Origin of the sequence: Variovorax nivicola (assembly GCF_051216475.1) — a bacterium.
In the GTDB taxonomy this organism is placed as follows: domain Bacteria; phylum Pseudomonadota; class Gammaproteobacteria; order Burkholderiales; family Burkholderiaceae_C; genus Variovorax.
In genome coordinates this window covers 50317-70175 of sequence record NZ_JBPJZK010000016.1, presented here as the reverse complement: position 1 = coordinate 70175, position 19859 = coordinate 50317, and the positions used below count along the sequence as shown (strand labels likewise).

The 19859-nt window shown below is 66.0% G+C and carries 15 protein-coding genes and 1 pseudogene; 11 read left to right on the top strand and 5 right to left on the bottom strand.

Annotation, left to right across the window (positions count from 1 at the left end; translation table 11 throughout):
• The 4 genes from ACSFBF_RS33950 to ACSFBF_RS33935 form a co-directional block, all read right to left on the bottom strand.
• Positions 1 to 182: hypothetical protein (locus ACSFBF_RS33950; RefSeq protein ID WP_435474679.1), on the bottom strand; the 182-nt coding region annotated here is incomplete at its 3' end.
• 32 nt (positions 183 to 214) lie between these two features.
• Positions 215 to 2080: a phosphoenolpyruvate carboxykinase (GTP) gene (locus ACSFBF_RS33945; RefSeq protein ID WP_435474677.1), complete on the bottom strand. Its 1866-nt coding sequence runs from the start codon at positions 2078 to 2080 to the stop codon at positions 215 to 217.
• Positions 2081 to 2233: 153 nt separating this feature from the next.
• Positions 2234 to 2386, bottom strand: coding sequence for a hypothetical protein (locus ACSFBF_RS33940; protein WP_435462275.1), 153 nt, complete (start codon positions 2384 to 2386; stop codon positions 2234 to 2236).
• 119 nt (positions 2387 to 2505) lie between these two features.
• Positions 2506 to 3705 (bottom strand): threonine ammonia-lyase, encoded by a 1200-nt coding sequence (locus ACSFBF_RS33935; RefSeq protein WP_435474674.1) that lies wholly within the window; start codon positions 3703 to 3705, stop codon positions 2506 to 2508.
• A gap of 115 nt (positions 3706 to 3820) precedes the next feature.
• Here ACSFBF_RS33935 and ACSFBF_RS33930 point away from each other — a divergent pair, with 115 nt between their 5' ends.
• The 3 genes from ACSFBF_RS33930 to ACSFBF_RS33920 all read left to right on the top strand — a co-directional run bounded on the left by ACSFBF_RS33930 (position 3821) and on the right by ACSFBF_RS33920 (position 9199).
• Entirely contained in the window at positions 3821 to 6145 is a 2325-nt protein-coding gene (locus ACSFBF_RS33930) for an ATP-binding protein (protein WP_435474672.1), read from the top strand.
• A 64-nt stretch (positions 6146 to 6209) separates the two neighbouring features.
• A complete protein-coding gene (locus ACSFBF_RS33925; protein ID WP_435474670.1) occupies positions 6210 to 7838 on the top strand; it encodes a S41 family peptidase in 1629 nt (542 codons plus the stop codon).
• A 170-nt stretch (positions 7839 to 8008) separates the two neighbouring features.
• The gene (locus tag ACSFBF_RS33920; protein ID WP_435474668.1) at positions 8009 to 9199 is read left to right on the top strand and encodes a nucleoside hydrolase; all 1191 of its coding nucleotides are present in this window, start codon (positions 8009 to 8011) and stop codon (positions 9197 to 9199) included.
• Between the two features lie 12 nt (positions 9200 to 9211).
• On the opposite strand, the gene recQ is transcribed toward ACSFBF_RS33920, so the two are convergent.
• Positions 9212 to 11104 carry a DNA helicase RecQ gene (gene recQ, locus ACSFBF_RS33915; RefSeq protein ID WP_435474666.1) on the bottom strand — a complete coding sequence of 631 codons (1893 nt, stop codon included), beginning with the start codon at positions 11102 to 11104 and terminating at the stop codon, positions 9212 to 9214.
• A gap of 290 nt (positions 11105 to 11394) precedes the next feature.
• Between recQ and ACSFBF_RS33910 the strand changes: the two genes are divergently transcribed.
• From ACSFBF_RS33910 to ACSFBF_RS33875, 8 genes and pseudogenes are all read left to right on the top strand, one after another.
• Positions 11395 to 12366 (top strand): ABC transporter substrate-binding protein, encoded by a 972-nt coding sequence (locus tag ACSFBF_RS33910; RefSeq protein ID WP_435474664.1) that lies wholly within the window; start codon positions 11395 to 11397, stop codon positions 12364 to 12366.
• Positions 12347 to 13219, top strand: coding sequence for an ABC transporter permease (locus ACSFBF_RS33905; protein WP_435474662.1), 873 nt, complete (start codon positions 12347 to 12349; stop codon positions 13217 to 13219). Before ACSFBF_RS33910 ends, ACSFBF_RS33905 begins: the two co-directional genes overlap by 20 nt.
• Complete coding sequence (locus ACSFBF_RS33900; RefSeq protein ID WP_435474660.1) at positions 13216 to 14001, top strand: ABC transporter ATP-binding protein; 786 nt, start codon at positions 13216 to 13218, stop codon at positions 13999 to 14001. Before ACSFBF_RS33905 ends, ACSFBF_RS33900 begins: the two co-directional genes overlap by 4 nt.
• Positions 14002 to 14009: 8 nt before the next feature.
• Positions 14010 to 14747 (top strand): histidine utilization repressor, encoded by a 738-nt coding sequence (gene hutC / locus ACSFBF_RS33895; RefSeq protein ID WP_435474658.1) that lies wholly within the window; start codon positions 14010 to 14012, stop codon positions 14745 to 14747.
• A gap of 59 nt (positions 14748 to 14806) precedes the next feature.
• The gene (gene hutH, locus ACSFBF_RS33890; RefSeq protein WP_435474656.1) at positions 14807 to 16366 is read left to right on the top strand and encodes a histidine ammonia-lyase; all 1560 of its coding nucleotides are present in this window, start codon (positions 14807 to 14809) and stop codon (positions 16364 to 16366) included.
• 28 nt (positions 16367 to 16394) lie between these two features.
• Positions 16395 to 18122, top strand: a complete 1728-nt coding sequence (hutU, locus tag ACSFBF_RS33885) for a urocanate hydratase (protein WP_093081786.1) — start codon at positions 16395 to 16397, stop codon at positions 18120 to 18122.
• Positions 18122 to 18968, top strand: a pseudogene (locus ACSFBF_RS33880) (phytanoyl-CoA dioxygenase family protein). The gene hutU and the pseudogene ACSFBF_RS33880 overlap by 1 nt, the downstream one beginning before the upstream one ends.
• A gap of 142 nt (positions 18969 to 19110) precedes the next feature.
• On the top strand, positions 19111 to 19845 hold the full coding sequence (locus tag ACSFBF_RS33875; protein WP_435474654.1) for an IclR family transcriptional regulator: 735 nt from the start codon (positions 19111 to 19113) through the stop codon (positions 19843 to 19845).
• Positions 19846 to 19859: the final 14 nt, after the last annotated feature.

The window sequence follows — 19859 nt, the reverse complement described above, 5'->3', positions numbered from 1 at the left end:
TGAAACGCGTCAGCGCCGATGATAGTGCGGGTTCCCGTGTGAAAGTAGGTCATCGTCAGGCTCTTACAGCCCAGAAACCCCCAGTCAACATTGACTGGGGGTTTTTGCTTTTGAGGGATGCTTTTGGCACCTGCAAATATCCAAATGCACAGAAACAAAAAAAGCCCGATGGATCGATCCATCGGGCTTTTTAATTAATGCAGCCAGTGTGTGATTAGGCTGCCAAGCGCTGTTCAATAGCAGCCTTGGTTTCCGGCAATTCCGTCGGCAGATGGTGCTCCAGTTGCTTGAACAATTCTGCGTGCAGCTTCAACTCCGCCTGCCAAGCTGCCTTGTCAATACTGGTCACCGTGGCGAATTGCTCGGCGCTGAAGTTCAGGCCCGTCCAGTTCAGATCCTCATAGCGCGGGCTCACACCGGTGATGTGTTCCACGCCCTCGGTCTTGTTGCCTTCGACGCGATCGATCATCCACTTCAGCACGCGCATGTTCTCGCCGTAGCCTGGCCAGACAAACTTGCCGTCGGCGCCCTTGCGGAACCAGTTGGTCGTGTAGATCTTCGGCAGCTTGGCGCCTGAGGCTTCCAGCTTCTTGCCGAGATTGAGCCAATGCTGGAAATAGTCGCTCATGTTGTAGCCCATGAATGGCAGCATCGCGAACGGATCGCGACGCACCACGCCTTGCTGGCCAGCGGCGGCGGCAGTGGTTTCCGAGCCCATGGTCGCAGCCATGTAGACGCCTTCGACCCAGTTGCGGGCTTCGGTCACCAACGGCACGGTGGTCGAACGGCGACCACCGAAGATGAAAGCGTCGATCGCCACGCCTTTCGGGTCGTCCCAGGCATCGTCGAGCGCGGGATTGTTCGTGGCAGCCACGGTAAAACGCGAGTTCGGGTGGGCTGCCTTGGCGCCGGTCTCCTTGGCGATCTGCGGTGTCCAGTCATTGCCCTGCCAGTCGGTCAGGTGCTCGGGCAGCGTCTTGGTGTCCTGCTCCATGCCTTCCCACCAGATGTCGCCGTCATCGGTCAGTGCCACGTTCGTGAAGATCACGTCGTGGTGCAGGCTGTCCATGCAATTCGGATTGGTCAGCATGTTGGTGCCCGGCGCCACGCCGAAGTAACCCGCTTCAGGGTTGATGGCGTACAGGCGGCCGTCCTTGCCGGGCTTGATCCAGGCGATGTCATCGCCGATGGTCGTGACCTTCCAGCCTTCGAAGCCGGCAGGCGGCACCAGCATCGAGAAGTTGGTCTTGCCGCAAGCGCTGGGGAACGCAGCCGCGACGTGGTACTTCTTGCCTTCGGGACTCGTCACGCCCAGGATGAGCATGTGCTCGGCCAGCCAGCCTTCGTCGCGGCCCATATTGGAAGCGATGCGCAGCGCGAAGCACTTCTTGCCCAGCAGCGCGTTGCCGCCGTAGCCCGAGCCGTAGCTCCAGATCTCGCGCGTCTCGGGGTAGTGAACGATGTACTTGGTCTTGTTGCAGGGCCAGACCACGTCCTTCTGGCCGGCTTCGAGCGGCGCGCCCACGGTGTGCACGCAGGGCACGAAGTCGCCGTCGGCACCCAGCACCTCGTACACGGACTTGCCCATGCGGGTCATGATCCGCATGTTGACGGCCACATAGGGCGAGTCGGAAAGTTCGATGCCGATGTGGGCAATCGGCGAGCCCAGCGGGCCCATGCTGAACGGCACGACGTACATCGTGCGGCCCTTCATGCAGCCGTCGAACAGGGGCTGCAGCGTCGCCCGCATTTCAGCCGGTGCCATCCAGTTGTTGGTGGGGCCGGCGTTTTCCTTTTCCGTGGAGCAGATGAAGGTGCGGTCTTCGACGCGCGCCACGTCGCTCGGGTCGGACACCGCGAGGAACGAATTGGGGCGCTTGGCGGGGTTGAGCTTCTTGAAGGTGCCGGCGTCGACCAGTTGCTGGCAGAGGCGGTCGTATTCTTCCTTGCTCCCGTCGCACCAGTGGATGGCTTCGGGTTTGCACAGCGCGGCCATGTCGGCCACCCAGGCAATCAGTTTCGCGTTCTTGACGTATGAGGGCGCCTGAATGGTGAGGCCCTGCATCGTGGGTGCGTTCATCGGAAAATCTCCTAAGTTGAAAAATCGTCTTTCCGAACGGGGCGCGGTACCTGCTCAGGCACGGAGGTCCGTTTGAGAAAACGTTTCGCTTCGGGAGATTGCGTCAGCGCGGGCCGCACCGCCCGCGGACAAAGGCGCTAACGTCTGTCAGCGTCAGGCCATGAAGACCGCGATCGATGCCAGCAGCAGCATCAGCACGCCGCCGGCCAGCGGAAGCACCAGCGGCATCAGGTGAACGACCGATTCGACGGCGTCTTTTTCGACAGCGGCGCCGTGGCTCGGCTCGACGGGAGTAGGGTTGGACATCGGGAAATTCCTCGAAGGCTCAATTGACAAACTGATGGCATTTTACCGGCGGGTAGCCTAGGGCCGGTCTAGGGGGATGCGAGCCCCTTAATCGGGCTTGCCGGGGTTGATCTTGCGGCTCAATGCTGCTCTTCAGCCTCGAAGCCCGCATCCTTCAGCGCGGCCAGCACGCTGGCCAGATGGGCCCGCCCGCGCGTCTGCAGTACCAGCTCAACGTCGACGTTCTGCGCCGCCAGCATCGTGAAGGCGCGCTGGTGGTGAACCTCATCGACGTTAGCGCCCGCTTCGGCCACGGTGGCCGTGATCTGGGCCAGCGAGCCCGGCACGTCGCGCGCGCTTACACGCACGCGGGCCAGCCGCCCGGCCCGCACCATGCCGCGCTCGATGATGGCTGCGAGCAGCAGCGGATCGATGTTGCCACCCGACAGAACCAGCCCTACGCGCTTGCCCTTGAAGCGCTCGGGGTGCCGGATCAGCGCCGCCAGCCCCGCCGCGCCCGCGCCTTCGACCAGCGTCTTCTCGATTTCGAGCAGCATCAGCACGCCCTGCTCGATGTCGCCTTCATCCACCAGCAGCAGGTCGTCGACCTTGCTCGCAATGATTTCCTGCGTCAGTACGCCTGGCGTGCCGACCGCAATGCCTTCGGCGATCGTGCTCTTGCCCTGCGCATGGTGCGTGCCCTTGATGGCGTTGACCATCGCCGGAAAGCGCGTGGTCTGCACACCGACGATCTCGATGCCCGGCTTGCGCTCGCGCGCGGCGACCGCCATGCCCGCAATCAGCCCGCCGCCGCCCACAGCAACCACCAGCGTGTCTAGGTCGGGTACGGCGTCGAGCATCTCGAGCGCCACCGTGCCCTGGCCCGCGATGATCGCCTCGTCGTCGTAGGGATGCACGAAAGTCAGCCCCTCGCGTTGCGCAAGCTCGAAAGCGTGGGTTCGCGCCGCCTCCAGCGTATCGCCGTGCAGCACCACCTCTGCGCCGAAGCCGCGTGTGCGTTCGATCTTCACGCCGGGCGTGAAGCGCGGCATCACGATCAGGGCGCGCAATCCGAGGCGCTGCGCGTGATAGGCCACACCCTGCGCATGGTTGCCGGCAGACATGGCGATCACTCCACGTGTACCGTTCTGAGAAAGATCGACCAGCTTGTTGCACGCCCCCCGCTCCTTGAACGAGGATGTGAACTGCAGGTTCTCGAATTTCAGGAATACCTGTGCGCCGACGATTTCCGACAGAGTGCGCGATTCGACACACGGCGTGTTGAGCACCTGACCTTGCAGGCGCGCCGCGGCGCGCTCGATTTCCTGGATTCCGATCATGGCGCGCATTGTGGCTGGAATCGCACCATCAGGGTTTTTCCCGTTTACTGGTCTTCCCGAAGCTAAAAGTCTGCGTTATGGTCGCTCCGAGATTGTCCTCGTTGGAGGTTGCCTGATGGCCAAGCGTGCGGGTGTCGATGTAGTGGCTGCTGCAGTACGCGGGCAGGCATTGCCGTCGCCCGGCCTCAAGGAGGCGCCGGTGCTCGAGCTCATGTGCTCGCACTTCGTGCTCACGCTCGCAGCCAAGCAGGGGCCGCGCTTCAATGTGCGGCGCGATATCAACGGCCTGCTGTCGCTCACGGGGCGGCACCTGGTGTGGCCCGCGGCGGTGCTGCAGCGGCTGCGCGAATTCCTCGGACGCCGCTGTGCGGGCAACGAAGCATGGAAGGGCGTCGAAGACTTCGACGGCCGCACGCTGCTGGAGCGCCACGGCGTGTGGCGCGGTCCGTATGAAGAGGGCACGCTCTTCTTCTACCTCGACGAATACGCCAAGGACCAGCCGAAGGACCTGCTCTCGGTGCTGGCCGTCACGCGCGACTGGCTCACGCATGCGCTGCGCAAGCAGTCGACGCTGGTAGAGAAGAACATCGATGCACTCGCAGGCCTGCTGCAGCTCAACAAGGCCGAGCGCGCACTGCTGCTCTACGGCACGCTCGCGCGCTACCAGCGCGACCTGCGCTCGCTGCTGGTCGAGTTCAAGGTCAACAACGCACCCGAGGCCTATGCCGCCATCGCCGACATCGCGGGCGTGAACGCGAGCGAAGTGGGCGAGGCGTTGCGCGCGGGCTCGCGGCTCGAACGCATCGGGCTCGTCGAGAACCTCATCTCCGAGCACAACATCACCGACCTTGCCGACCTCATGAAGGTCAGCGAGAAGCTGCCGCCGGTGCTCATGCGCGAGTACCGCGACCACAACGAACTGATGGCCGTGTTCACGCGGCCTTCGGCCAAGAGCGCACTCACGCCGCACGACTTCTCCTTCGTGCAGGAAGACGCGCAGATGCTCGTCACGCTGCTGCGCGCCGCAGTCGCGCGCAAGGAGCCCGGCGTCAACGTGCTGCTCTACGGCCCACCCGGCACCGGCAAGACCGAGCTGGCCAAGGTTGTTGCGCAGGCCGCCGGACTTGAACTCTTCGAAGTCGAGTACGCCGACCGCGACGGCAACTCGCTGAGCGGCCGCGACCGCTACCGCTCTCTGCAGATCGCGCAGGTGTTCCTCAAGGGCAGCGCGCAGGCCGCACTCTTGTTCGACGAAGTCGAAGACGTCTTCCCGCCCATCAGCACCGAGGCTGCGCAGTTCATGGCGCGCGCCGAGCAGATTCCGGCGCCCACCAGCGGCAGCGTCAGCGGCAAGGCCTGGGTCAACCAGATCCTCGAAGCCAACCCCGTGCCCACGCTGTGGGTCACCAACCGTATCGAGCAGATAGACCCGGCCTTCCGTCGCCGCTTCGCCTATCACCTCGAACTCAAGTCGCCGCCGCCCGGTGCGCGCGAGCAGCTCGTGAAGAAGACGCTCGAAGGCGTGGTCGTGTCCGAGGCCTTCACTGCCAAGCTGGCCGAGCGCAAGGGCCTCACGCCCGCGCAGATCCGCACGGCGGTGCGCTTTGCAGGGCTCGCACGAACCGACGACGCATCGATGGAAGCGCTCATAGAGCGCCAACTGCGCAATGCCGACCTGGCACTCGGCACGCTCGACATCGGTCGTGGCGAGCGCCGCAGCGTCACCACCTATGACCTCGACATGCTCAACGTCGAGACCCGCTTCGAAATCCCGCGCATCGTCGAGGCACTGAAAGCGCGCGGCCACGGCACGCTGTGCTTCTACGGCGCGCCCGGCACCGGCAAGACAGCGCTGGCCGAACACATCGCCAAGGCCGTGGGCCGCCCGCTCATCGTCAAGCAAGCCAGCGACCTGATGAGCAAGTACGTCGGCGAAACCGAGCAAAACATGGCCGCCATGTTCCGCGAGGCCGAGAACGAAAAAGCCGTGCTGCTGCTCGACGAGGCCGACAGCTTTCTGCAGGACCGGCGCGGCGCGCAGCGCACCTACGAGGTCACCGAGGTCAACGAGATGCTGCAGGGCATGGAGCGCTTCAACGGCGTCTTCATCTGCACCACCAACCTGCTCGACCGGCTCGACCAAGCCGCTCTGCGGCGTTTCACCTTCAAGATCAAGTTCATGCCGCTCACGGCCGCGCAGCGCGAGCGCATGTTCATCACCGAGGCGCTCGCGGGCGACGCCGCGCTCATGACGAGCGCCATGCGCTCGCGGCTGGCACCACTGACACAGCTGTGCCCCGGGGATTTCGCGGCGGTGAAACGACAGGTCGATATCCTCGCGGCGGAGTTTTCCGCGACCGAGTTTCTCGACCAGCTCGAAGCCGAGCACCGCATCAAGCCTGAAGTGCGCGAATCGCGCGGCATGGGCTTCCTGCAGTAGCCGGTTTCAATGGCAGCAGCCGGACGAAGAAGACGGTGCTGTGAAGAAGAACGAGGAGGAACACATGGGCTCTCGCAAGTTCGACCACGTGCGGCAGCTGCCGCGTCCCGGCACATGGACTGCGGCAGCAAGCGCCGCGCTCTCCGTGGCCTGCCTGCTGGCGGGTTGTGGTGGGGGCGGTGGTGGAGGTGGCGGCGGTGGTTTGCCGATCGGCCTGCTGCCTGGCACCACGACACCGCCGCCCGCAAGCGGCGGTGACGGCGGCAGCGGCATCGTCGCCTCGGCTACGGTCGCCGGCCTGTGCGCCGCACCGCGCAGCGGCATCAACCCCGACACCGGCACGGCCTACCCCGACAGCAGCGGCACGCTCGACAACGAGAAAAGCTGGGTGCGCGGCTGGATCGACGAAACCTACCTCTGGTACGGTGAGGTGCCGACCACCCTCAAGGCCGCCGACTACGCCACGCCGATCACCTGGTTCAACGTGCTCAAGACGTCGGCCACCACGAACTCGGGCCGCGCCAAGGACCGCTTTCACTTCACCTACGACACCGAGGTGTACCGCCAGCTGTCGCAGGGCGGTGTGTCGGCAGGCTACGGCATGGAAACGGCGTCGGTGCGCAGCTCGCCGCCGCGCGACATCCGCATCGCCTTCGTGGAGCCGAATTCGCCCGCCACCACGGCGGGCCTGCAGCGCGGCGCGAAGATCCTCACGATCGATGGCATCAATGTCGTCAGCAGCACCGGCACCGCCAACGTCAACGCGATCAACGCGGCCCTCTCGCCCAAGGCCATCGGCGAATCGCACACCTTCACCTTCGAGGTGGGCGGCACGGCGCAGCCTGCGGTGCAGCTGACGGCCGCAAAGATCACCAGCATGCCGGTGCAGAACGTCCAGGTCATCGACACCGGCAGCGGCCGCGTCGGCTACCTGCTGTTCAACGACCACATCACCACCTCCGAGGCGCAGCTCATCTCTGCGGTGAACACCTTCAAGCAGGGTGCCGGCATCCAGGACCTCGTGCTCGACATGCGCTACAACGGCGGCGGCCAGCTCCTCATTGCCAGCCGGCTGGCTTACATGATCTCGTCGCCTTCAGTGACTGCGGGCAAGACCTTCGAACTGCTGGCCTTCAACGACAAGAATCCCTTCCACCTGACGCTCGCGCAAACGCTGACGCCCTTCACCGCCACCAGCCGCTCCGGTCAGGCCCTGCCCACGCTCGGCCTCTCGCGCGTCACCGTGCTGACGGGCCCCGACACCTGCTCGGCGAGCGAGTCTGTCGTCAACAGCCTGCGCGGCGTGGGCGTCACCGTCAACCTCGTTGGAGGCACCACCTGCGGCAAGCCCTATGGCTTCTATCCGCAGGACAACTGCGGCACCACCTACTTCGCGATCCAGTTCAAGGGCGTCAACCAGCAGGGCTACGGCGACTACGGCGACGGCTTCACGCCCAACCCCGGCTGCACCGTGGCCGACGACTTCGGCCACCAGCTCGGCAATAAAGACGAGGCGCGGCTGTCCGCCGCGCTCACGCTGCGCAGCACAGGCGCTTGCCCGGCCGGGTCGGCGAAGTCCGCTGCCACGGGCCTGGAGAAGACCGAGCAGGCCGACGTGGAGCAACCCTATATGCCAGGCCGCTCGCCGCTGCGCGAGAACCGCCTGATCGACCCCCAGCCCAACCCGGGCTGACCCTCCTCCCCGTTCCCGCGGAAAACCCCTAGGCCATGGCGCTTGCCACACCCGTGGCTCGCCCTTTAGAGTCGGCAAACGTTTGCGCAAAGGTTTGCGCAAACGTTTGTATTTCAGTGGTATTCGGTGTCGAAGCCTGAAAACCAAATTCCTAGTTTCAGGAGAAGAAGATGCGCAAATGGATCGGGGCGATGCTCATCGCCGTCATCACGATGTTGGCGGGCTGCGGCGGAGGTGGCGATGGAGGCGGCGGCATCGGCCTCGGCGCGGGCTTCGGTGGCGGCGGATCGGGCGGGTCCACCAGCGCGCAGAAGATCATCATCGACAGCGACTACAACACCATGAGCGACGACGGCCAGCTTGGCGTCATGGCCGCGCAGCTGCAGGCCACGGGCCAGGTGCAGGTCATGGGCATCAGCGTGGTCTCGGGCAACCAGTGGCTCAAGCAGGGCGTGTCCGACGCGCTGATGTCGGTGGAGCGGCTCGGCGTGGGCGGCAACATCGGCATCTACGTGGGTGCGAACTACGCGCTCAACCACACCTTCGCCGACGTTGAAGCCGAAATGGCCGCTGGCGCAGGTGGCGACGGCTACCTCGGTGCCTGGGGCGGCCCCGAGCCCAAGACCGATGCCGACCTCAAGCCCTCGCCCGACGGCTTCGCGCAGCACACGGTGGTGCAGCCCAAGAGCGCGGTCGATTTCATCGTCGACACCGTGAAGGCCAACCCGAACGAGATCACCATCCTGGCCATCGGCCCGCTCACCAACATCGCGCTCGCAGTGAAGAAGAACCCCGAGATCGTCCCGCTCATCAAGAAGATCATCTACATGGGCGGCGCCATCGACGTGCCGGGCAACACCACCAAGGCCGCCGAATTCAACTGGTGGTTCGACCCCGACGCCGCGCAGTTCGTGGTGCGGCTGCCCATTCCGCAGGTGGTGGTGCCGCTGGACGTGACCGACACCGTGTTTCTCACCAAGCCCATCTACGACCGCATCGCGCACGCTGCCAAGCCCACGGCCGTGACCGACGTGTTCCAGAAGCTCAACGGCTACGGCTTTGACGGCAAGAACGGCTTCGAGACCAACCCGAACTACACGCAGAACATCTGGGACACCCTCACGCTGGCCTACCTCATCGACCCGAGCTACGCCACGCAGACGGTGGAGCGCTACGTCGACGTGATCGCCAAGCCCGGCGCGGCCGACAACGGCCAATCCATCGGCTATTCCTCGCAGCCTGCAGGGGCGACGCTGCAGAAGATGACGGTGGTGAAGAAGTTCGACAACGCGCGCTTCTTCGAGCTGTACGTCGACCTGCTGACGCGGCCGGTGCCGATCACCCTGTCGGCGACGAACTAGACGCCGCAGCCTCTAGAACGCTTCGCAGACCCGCAGCACTTCGGCGCCATAGGCCTCGAGCTTCTTGGTGCCGATCCCGCTGATGCCCTGCAGGTCTTCGAGCGTCGCGGGCGCGCGCTCGGCAATGGCGGCCAGCGTGGCGTCGTGGAAGATCACGTAGGCCGGCAGGTTGTGTTCCTTCGCCACCTCGGCGCGCCAGGCTTTGAGCGCATCGAAGCGCTTCTTGCCCATGTCGTCGAGCTTGGCTGCGGCCGGCGAGGGCGCGCCCTTGGCGACCTTTTCGTGCCGGGGCTTGCGCTCGGCCGGTGACGACACCGACTCGCGCAGCGTCACGCTCGCCTCGCCCTTGAGCACCGCGCGCGAGCCCTCCGTGAGCTTCAGCGTGTTGAACGCCTCCGCGTCCACAGCCAGCGCGCCGGTGGCGATCAGCTGGCGCAGCACGCCGCGCAGCGCCACCTCGCTGAACTCCGCGCCAATGCCGAAGGTGCTGACGCGCTCGTGCCCGAACTGCTTGACCTTCTCGGTCGGCTTGCCGCGCAGGATGTCCATGATGTGCCCCGCGCCGAAGCTGATGCCGCTGAGCTGCTGCACGCGGTAGATGGTGCTCAGCAGCTTGCGCGCGGCATCGGTGCCGTCCCACACCTGTGGTGGGTTCAGGCAGTTGTCGCAGTTGCCGCAGGGCGTGCTCTTCTCGCCGAAGTAGCCCAGCAGACGCACGCGCCGGCAGTCGCTCGCCTCGGCCAATGACAGCAGCGCATCGAGCTTGCCGCGCATCACCTGCTTGAACTCTTCGCCGGCGGGGCTCTCGTCGATCATGCGCCGCTGGTTCACCACGTCCTGCAGGCCATAGGCCATCCAGGCGTCGGCGGGGCCGCCGTCGCGGCCGGCGCGGCCGGTTTCCTGGTAGTAGCCCTCGATGTTCTTTGGCATGTCGAGGTGGCCGACAAAGCGCACGTCGGGCTTGTCGATGCCCATGCCGAAGGCGATGGTCGCGACCATCACGATGCCTTCTTCGCGCAGGAAGCGGTCCTGGTGCTTCTGGCGCACCGCTGCGTCCAGGCCCGCGTGGTACGGCAGAGCGTTGATGCCCGCGTCGCGCAGCGTTACGGCCAGGTCTTCCACCCGCTTGCGCGACTGGCAATAGACCACGCCCGCATCGCCCTCGTGCTCGCGCTCGATGAAGCGCAGCAACTGCGTGGTCGCGTCTTTCTTCTCGACGATGGTGTAGCGGATGTTCGGCCGGTCGAAGCTGGAGACGAACTGGCGCGCGTCCTCCAGCTGCAGCCGCTCGACGATGTCGGCCCGCGTCAGATCGTCGGCCGTGGCCGTGAGTGCGATGCGCGGCACGCCCGCATAGCGCTCGTGCAGCACCGTCAGCGCGCGGTACTCGGGGCGGAAGTCGTGGCCCCACTGGCTCACGCAATGCGCCTCGTCGATGGCGAAGAGCGAAAGCTTGCCGCGCTCCTTCAGCGAATCGAGCTGCGACAGAAAGCGCGGCGTGTTCACGCGCTCGGGGGCGGCGTACAGCAGCGTGATCTCGCCGCGCAGCATGCGGCGCTCCACGTCCTGCGTCTGCTCCCAGTCGAGCGTCGAATTGAGAAAGGCCGCGTTCACGCCGGCCTCGTGCAGCGCGCCCACCTGGTCGTGCATCAGCGCGATCAGCGGCGACACCACGATCGCCACGCCGCGCCCCGCACGCTGTCGCGCGATGGCCGGGATCTGATAGCACAGCGACTTGCCGCCGCCCGTTGGCATCAGCACCAGCGCGTCGCCGCCACCCACCACGTGATCGACGATGTCCTGCTGGGCCCCCCGGAACTGCGCATACCCGAAGACCTCGTGGAGGATGTCGGAGGGGGCGCTGCTGCCGGAGACGTCGATGGGTTGGGGAGCGAGAGAGGACACAGGCAGCGGTGGGAGGTCGGAAAGGAGCCGAAGAGGGCGGGCCGTCGATTGTCCCCCAGCCCCGTGGATATGACTGTGGCACGAGGTTTGCGATGGTCATCCCCGTCCCGCAGCCTCCCTTGTCTAGACAGCAAATCGGTGCATTTCCCAAGGAAGTGCACCAAAAATGACCTTCCGGGTTATCCTGTATATACAAGTTGGGGCGCTTGGCAACAATGCGAGGCGTGCGTTACCCGGCCACCGGGTGCACCCGCCGAGCCTTTTCCTAAGAACAGACCCCAGGAGTACCCATGGTCAAGACGGTAGTTGTGAAGTTCGCCTCGCTGGTTGCAGTGGGCGCATGTGCAGCGGGCATGGCCGGAACGGCCGCCGCCCAGGACATGACGAAGATCGCGCTCGGCATGTCCGGCTGGACCGGCTTCGCGCCGCTCTCGCTGGCCGACAAGGCCGGCATCTTCAAGAAGAACGGGCTCGACGTCGAACTCAAGATGATCCCGCAGAAGGACCGCCACCTGGCGCTGGCCTCCGGCGCCATTCAATGCGCGGCCACCACGGTCGAGACGCACGTGGCCTGGAACGCCAACGGCGTGCCCATCGTGCAGATCTTCCAGATGGACAAGTCCTACGGCGCCGACGGTCTCGCGGTGCGCGGCGACGTCAGCAAGTTCTCCGACCTCAAGGGCAAGACCATCGGCGTGGATGCGCCCGGCACCGCGCCCTACTTCGGCCTGGCCTGGATGCTCAACAAGAACGGCATGACGCTGAAGGACGTGAAGACCACCACGCTGTCGCCGCAAGCCTCGGCCCAGGCCTTCGTGGCCGGCCAGAACGACGCCGCCATGACCTACGAGCCGTACCTCTCAACCGTGCGCGCCAACCCCGCCGCCGGCAAGATCCTGGCCACCACGCTCGACTACCCGATGGTGATGGACACCGTCGGCTGCGCCCCCACCTGGCTCAAAGCCAACGCCAAGGCCGCCGCCGCGCTCACCAAGTCGTACTTCGAGGCGCTGGACATGATCAAGGCCGAGCCGGAGAAGTCGAACGAACTCATGGGCTCGGCGGTGAAGCAGAGCGGCGAGCAGTTCGCCAAGTCGTCGGCTTTCCTGCGCTGGCAGGACAAGGCGGCCAACCAGAAGTTCTTTGCGGGCGAACTCACCAGCTTCATGAAGGAGGCCACGCCCATCCTTCTGGAAGCCGGCGTGATCCGCAAGGCGCCTGAAGATTTCTCCGTGACCTTCGATGCAAGCTTCGTCAAGTAAGGCCATGCCGCAGATGACGCAGATGCCGTCCGCCGCAGCGATTGCGGCGCCGGTCGTCGTGCCCGCGCGCCGCCGCGCGCTCGCGCCGCTCGAACCCATCGGCACGCGTGCGCGTGTGCTGCTGGGGCTCGCGTTCTTCGTCGTCTTCGTGCTCGTGTGGGCCATTGCCACGCTCGGCGGCTTCGTGCCGCCGACCTTCCTCGCGAGCCCGCCGACCATGGTCAAGGAAGGCTGGCTGCTCTTCACCGAGTACGGCTTCATCGGCGACATCGGCATGACCGTGTGGCGCGTGTTCGGCGGCTTCCTGCTGGCGGCCGTGTTCGCGGTGCCGCTGGGCATTGCCATGGGCACCTGGAAGACCGTTGAGGCCTTCTTCGAACCCTTCGTGTCCTTCTGCCGCTACCTGCCGGCCTCGGCCTTCATTCCGCTGCTCATCCTGTGGGCGGGCCTGGGCGAGATGCAGAAGCTGCTGGTGATCTTCATCGGCTCGTTCTTCCAGATCGTGCTGATGGTGGCCGTCACCGTGGGCGGCGCGCGGCGCGACCTCGTCGAAGCCGCCTACACGCTGGGCGCCAACAGCCGCGGCATCGTGGCGCGCGTGCTCATTCCGGGCGCCGCGCCGGGCATCGCCGAAACGCTGCGCCTCGTGCTGGGCTGGGCCTGGACCTACGTGATCGTGGCGGAGCTGATCGGCTCTTCTTCGGGCATCGGCCACATGATCACCGACAGCCAGGCGCTCCTGAACACCGGCCAGATCATCTTCGGGATCATCGTGATCGGTGTCATCGGCCTGCTGTCCGACTTCGCCTTCAAGGCATTGAACCGCCGTCTGTTCGCGTGGAGCACGCTGTGAGCCAGAACCAACTTTCCATCCAGGGCGTCTCGCGCGTCTTCACCGGCACCAAGGGCCAGCGCACACAGGCGCTGCAGCCGATCGACTTCGAGGTGAAGGAGAACGACTTCGTCACCATCCTCGGCCCCTCGGGCTGCGGCAAGTCGACGCTGCTGCGCATCGTGGCGGGGCTCGACTTCCCGACCACCGGCCAGGTGCTGCTCGACGGCGAGCGCATCGAGGGCCCGGGCGCCGACCGCGGCGTGGTGTTCCAGAGCTACACGCTCTTTCCGTGGCTCACGGTGGCGCAGAACATCCGCTTCGGCTTGCGCGAGCGCGGCATGAGTGAGGCCGACCAGAAGGAGCGCAGCGAGTTCTTCATCGCCAAGGTCGGCCTGCGCGGCTTCGAGCATCACTTTCCGAAGCAGCTCTCGGGCGGCATGCAGCAGCGCACGGCCATTGCGCGCGCGCTGGCCAACGACCCCAAGATGCTGCTGCTCGACGAGCCCTTCGGCGCGCTCGACAACCAGACCCGCGTGCTGATGCAGGAGCTGCTGCTCGGCATCTGGGAGTCGGCGCAGAAGACGGTGCTGTTCGTCACGCACGACATTGACGAGGCGATCTTCATGGCCAACCGCGTGGCGGTGTTCAGCGCACGGCCGGGGCGCATCAAGACCGAGATCGCGGTCGACTTTCCGCATCCGCGCAGCTACACCATCAAGACCTCGCCGGAGTTCATGGACATCAAGGCGCGCCTGACGGAAGAAATTCGCGCCGAGTCGATGGCAGCGGCGGAGCATTGACCGAAACGATGAAACGCGACCTGCCGACCCTCGCGCTCTACGCGCAAGTCAAGGATCACATCTCCCGCAAGATCCAGGACGGCACGTGGCCGCCCGGCCACCGCCTGCCTTCGGAGCACGAGCTGGTCGCCCAGTTCGGCATGGCGCGCATGACGGTGAACCGCGCGCTGCGCGAGCTGGTGGAGCAGGGGCGCATCGTGCGCGTGGCCGGCGTCGGCAGTTTCGTGGCCGAGAACAAGCCGCAGTCCACCCTGCTGCAGATCGCCAACATCGCCAGCGAAATCCGCCAGCGCGGGCACGACTATCGCTGCGAAATGATCGAGGTCGAACGCATCGCCGCCTCGCCCGACGTGGCCGCGTGGCTCGACCTGCGTGCGGGCGACTCGGTGTTCCACAGCGCCTGCCTGCACCTGGAGAACGAAACGCCGGTGCAGCTCGAAGAGCGCTACGTCAATCCGCAGGTCGTGCCCGACTACCTCGAGCAGGACTTCACCGCCATGCCGCCCAGCGAATACCTGGTGCGCAACGTGCCCTTCGACCAGATCGAACACGTCGTCGATGCTGTGCTGCCCAACCTGGAACAGGCGCAGAGGCTCGCGATGGCACCCACCGACCCCTGCCTGCTGCTGACGCGCCGCACGTGGATACGCAACACGCCCGTGACCTGGGTGCGCTGCCTGCATCCCGCCTCGCGCTACAGCCTGGGCAGTCGCTTCCGAGCCGACGGCAACCCGAGCTTCGGCTGATTTTTTCGTCCTCAGAGACCTACGTTTTCTCTCGCAACCACTTGTATAGACAGGTTCACATGCCAAGCAATCACACCGCCACTTCAGATGCCACTTTGACCCTTACGCCCGGCAAGGTCGATCTAGCGATGCTGCGACGCATCCAGGCCGGCGGCGTGCAGCTTGCGCTCGATGCGTCGGTGCGCGAGGGCATGCTTCGCGCCGAAGCCGCCGTGCGCCACATCGTCGAGAACGACCAGGTCGTCTACGGCATCAACACCGGCTTCGGCAAGCTCGCCAGCACGCGCATCGGCAACGACCACCTGGCCGAGCTGCAGCGCAATCTCGTGCTCTCGCACAGCGTGGGCACGGGCGAGCCGCTGGCCGCGCCCGTCGTGCGCATGATCCTCGCGACCAAGGCGGTGAGCCTGGCGCGCGGCCATTCGGGCGTGCGGCCCGCGCTGGTCGATGCGCTGCTGGCCCTGTTCAACGCGGGCGTCGCGCCGAGCATCCCGTGCAAGGGCTCGGTCGGCGCTTCCGGCGACCTCGCGCCGCTCGCGCACATGGCCTGCGTGCTGATCGGCGAAGGCCAGGCGACTTTGGCCGATGGCAAGGTGGTCGGCGGTGCGGAAGCCATGCGCAGCATCGGCCTCGAACCCTTCGTGCTCGGCCCCAAGGAAGGCCTGGCGCTGCTTAACGGCACGCAGGTGTCGACCGCGCTCGCGCTCTTCGGCCTGTTCGGCGCGGAAGACGTGTTCGCCTCTTCGCTGATGTCGGGTGCGCTGTCGCTCGAAGCCATTCAGGGCTCGATCAAGCCTTTCGACGCGCGCATCCACGCCGCGCGCGGCCAACTGGGCCAGATTGCCGTGGCGGGCGCGGTGCGCACGCTGCTCGAAGGCAGCGAGATCGTTCCCTCGCACGCCGACTGCGGCCGCGTGCAAGACCCGTACTCGGTGCGCTGCATCCCGCAGGTCATGGGCGCCTGCCTCGACAACCTCGCGCACGCCGCGCGCGTGCTGGTCATCGAAGCCAATGCCGCATCGGACAACCCGCTGGTGTTCGTCGACACCGGCGAAGTGATCTCGGGCGGCAACTTCCACGCCGAGCCCGTCGCCTTCGCGGCCGACATCATTGCGCTGGCCATCAGTGAAGTCGGCGCCATCGCCGAGCGCCGCATCGCGCTGCTGCTCGACACCGGCCTCTCGGGCCTGCCGCCGTTTCTGGTGCGCGACGGCGGCCTCAACTCGGGCTTCATGATTGCGCAGGTCACTGCCGCTGCACTCGCCTCGGAGAACAAGTCGCTCGCGCATCCCGCCAGCGTCGACAGCCTGCCCACCTCGGCCAACCAGGAAGACCACGTCTCGATGGCCACCTTCGCGGGCCGTCGCCTGGCCGACATGGTCAACAACACGGCCGTGGTCGTCGGCATCGAAGCCATGGCTGCCGCGCAAGGCATCGAGCTCAAGAGAAAGCTCAAGAGCTCGCCGCTGGTCGAAGCCGAATTCGCCAGCATCCGCCAGAAGGTCGCCTTCCTCGAACGCGACCGCTACCTCGCCCCCGACATCGAAGCCATGCGCCAGTGGGCGCTGAAGGCCGAGCTGCCGGCCGCGCTGCTCGACATCCTGCCCAGTCACTCGTAAAACACATCCCGATTAGGAGAACCACGCCATGAACGCTCCCGAGAAATTCGCCCTGAACAACCCCGATGCCGCCGACCCGCGCCATGACCCGACCCGCGTGATCCGCGCCCCGCGCGGCAGCGAGCTCAACTGCAAGAGCTGGCTCACCGAAGCGCCGTTTCGCATGCTGCAGAACAACCTCGACGCCGAGGTGGCCGAGCGCCCGCAAGACCTCGTGGTGTACGGCGGCATCGGCCGTGCCGCGCGCAACTGGGCCTGTTACGACCAGATCCTCGCGTCGCTGAAAGAGCTGAACGACGACGAGACGCTGCTCATTCAATCGGGCAAGCCTGTCGGCGTGTTCAAGACGCACGAGAACGCACCGCGTGTGCTGCTCGCCAACTCCAACCTCGTGCCGAAGTGGGCCAACTGGGAGCACTTCAACGAGCTCGACCGCCAGGGCCTCTTCATGTACGGCCAGATGACGGCTGGCAGCTGGATCTACATCGGCAGCCAGGGCATCGTGCAGGGCACCTTCGAAACCTTCGTGGAGGCCGGCCGCCAGCACTACAACAACAGCCTCGCTGGCAAGTGGATCCTCACGGCCGGCCTCGGCGGCATGGGTGGCGCGCAGCCGCTGGCGGCCACGCTGGCCGGTGCGGTGTCGCTCAATATCGAGTGCCAGCAGTCGAGCATCGACTTCCGCCTGCGCACGCGCTATGTCGACAAGCAGGCGCGCGACATCGACCACGCCTTCGAGCTCATCAAGCAGCATTGCGACGCGAAGGAGGCCGTGTCGATCGCGCTGCTCGGCAATGCGGCGGACATCCTCCCCGAGCTGGTGAAGCGCGCGAAGGCTGGTGGCCTGAAGCCCGACCTCGTGACCGACCAGACCTCCGCGCACGACCTTATCAACGGCTACCTGCCTTCGGGCTGGAGCGTGCCGCAATGGCAGGCCGCGATGAAGGACGTGTCGCAGCACGATGCGCTGAAAAAGGCCGCCGCCAAGTCGTGCGCCGTGCACGTGCAGGCCATGCTCGACTTCCAGGCCATGGGCATTCCCACGGTCGACTACGGCAACAACATCCGCCAGGTGGCGTTCGACGAAGGCGTGAAGAACGCCTTCGACTTCCCCGGCTTCGTGCCGGCCTACATCCGCCCATTGTTCTGCGAAGGCAAGGGCCCGTTCCGCTGGGTGGCGCTCTCGGGTGACCCGGAAGACATCTACAAGACCGACGCCAAGATCAAGGAGCTGTTCCCCGAGAACAAGCACACGCACCGTTGGCTCGACATGGCGCGCGAGCGCATCGCCTTCCAGGGCCTGCCGGCGCGCATCTGCTGGCTGGGCCTGGGCGAGCGCCACATCGCGGGCCTGGCCTTCAACGAGATGGTGAAGAACGGCGAGCTGAAGGCGCCCATCGTCATCGGCCGCGACCACCTCGACACCGGCTCGGTCGCCAGCCCCAACCGCGAGACCGAAGCCATGAAGGACGGCACCGATGCGGTGAGCGACTGGCCGCTGCTCAACGCACTGCTCAACACCGCGGGCGGCGCCACCTGGGTCAGCCTGCACCACGGCGGCGGCGTGGGCATGGGCTACTCGCAGCATTCGGGCGTGGTGATCGTGTGCGACGGCACCGACGCCGCGGCCAAGCGCATCGAACGCGTGCTCTTCAACGATCCGGCCACGGGCGTGATGCGCCATGCCGACGCGGGCTACGACATTGCCGTTGCCACCGCGAAGAAGCAGGGCCTGAAGCTGCCGATGGTGAAGTGATGGCGCAGGTTCCTGACGCCCGGGAGCTGCAGCGCCGCGTGCAGGAGCGCGTGGACGACGCGCTCGTCGCGCAGTTCCAGCGCGATGGCGCGGTCTGCATTCGCCAACTGCTCACAGTCGATGAGCTGACCTTGCTGAAGGGCGGCATCGAGGCCAACCTCGCAGCCCCCAGCCCGCGCGCCAAGGTGGCGAGCCGGCCCGACGACCCGGGCCGCTTCTTCGAGGACTTCTGCAACTGGCAGGAGATCGACGAGTTCCGCCGCTTCATCTTCGAGGCGCCGCTCGCGCAACTCGCGAAGCGGCTCATGGGCTCGCAGACCGTGCGGCTGTATCACGACCACCTGCTCGTGAAGGAGCCCGGCACGCGACAGCGCACGCCGTGGCACCAGGACCAGCCCTACTACAACATCGAGGGCGAGCAGAACGTCAGCATGTGGATTCCGGTCGATCCGGTGTCGCGCGCCGCCACGCTCGAATTTGTGGCCGGCTCCCACAAGGGGGGCGTGGCTCATGCCGCGCACCTTCATGGACAACCACGCCAAGTGGTTCCCCGAAGGCAGCCTGCAAGACCTGCCCGACATCGAGGGCGCGCGAGAGCGCTTTCCCATCGTGGGCTGGAACATCGAGCCGGGCGATTTCGTCTGCTTCCACATGCTCACGCTGCATGCGGCCGCTGGCGTCGAGGGGCAGAACCGGCGCCGCGTGTTCTCGGTGCGCTTCATGGGCGACGACATCCGCCATGCGCCGCGCAGCTGGAAGACCTCGCCCGACTTCCCCGGGCTGGCCGACACGCTGCCGGCGGGCGCGCCCATGGATGACGCGCGCTTTCCGCTGCTGGTGGGCTGAAGAAGCGGCCTCAGGGTTAAGACGAAGGTAGAAAGAAAAAACGCGCTCATTCCCATCGAATGGGAATCAAGGCTTGGAAGTGAGAACGGCGAGCAAGATACTGCACGCCGCATCCACTTTCGACCTCCAGCGATTGCCTCCGATGACGCCCCCGATTGAAGCTCCCGCCCACAACGACCGCGCGCTGTTCGTGCTGTCGGTGCTGGCGCAAAGCAAGGCGGCGATGACGGCGGCCGAGCTGGTGCAGGCCACTGGCCTCTCGCAGAGCACGTTGTACCGGCAGATCGCCACGCTGCGGCGCTGGGGTTTCGTGATGGAGTCCGAAGGCCGCTACTCCCCGGGCCCGGTGAGCGTGCAGCTCGCCACCGGCTTCGACGGCAACTCCGACCTCGTGATGGCTGCACGCGCCGACATGCGGGCGCTGGCCCAGCAGACGCACGAGAGCGTGGCGCTGGTCACGGCGGTGAACGAGCGCGTCGTGTGCCTGGAGATGATCGACAGCGAGCAGTCGCTGCGCTGCTCCTTCGACCGCGGCCGCAGCGTGCCGGCGCGCGACGGCGCCAGCGCCAAGTGCCTGCTGGCCCACATGCCGCTCGACCAGCGCGACGCCCTGCTCGACGGGCTCGGTGAAAGCCCCGAACGCCGCGCCGAGCGCGCCGCCGAACTCGATGCCATCCGCGAAGCCGGCCATGCCGTGACGCACGGCGAGGTCGATGCAGGCGTGTGGGGCGCGAGTGCGCCGGTGCTCGCCACGGGCCGGCGCCTGCGCGGCGCGATCACGCTCATGGCGCCGCTCACGCGCGTCGAGGGCATGGAAGCTGCATTGCTCCACATGACCGTCGTCACGGCGGCCCGCATCTCTCGCGCCCTGCAGTAGTCGCGCGCTGCTTT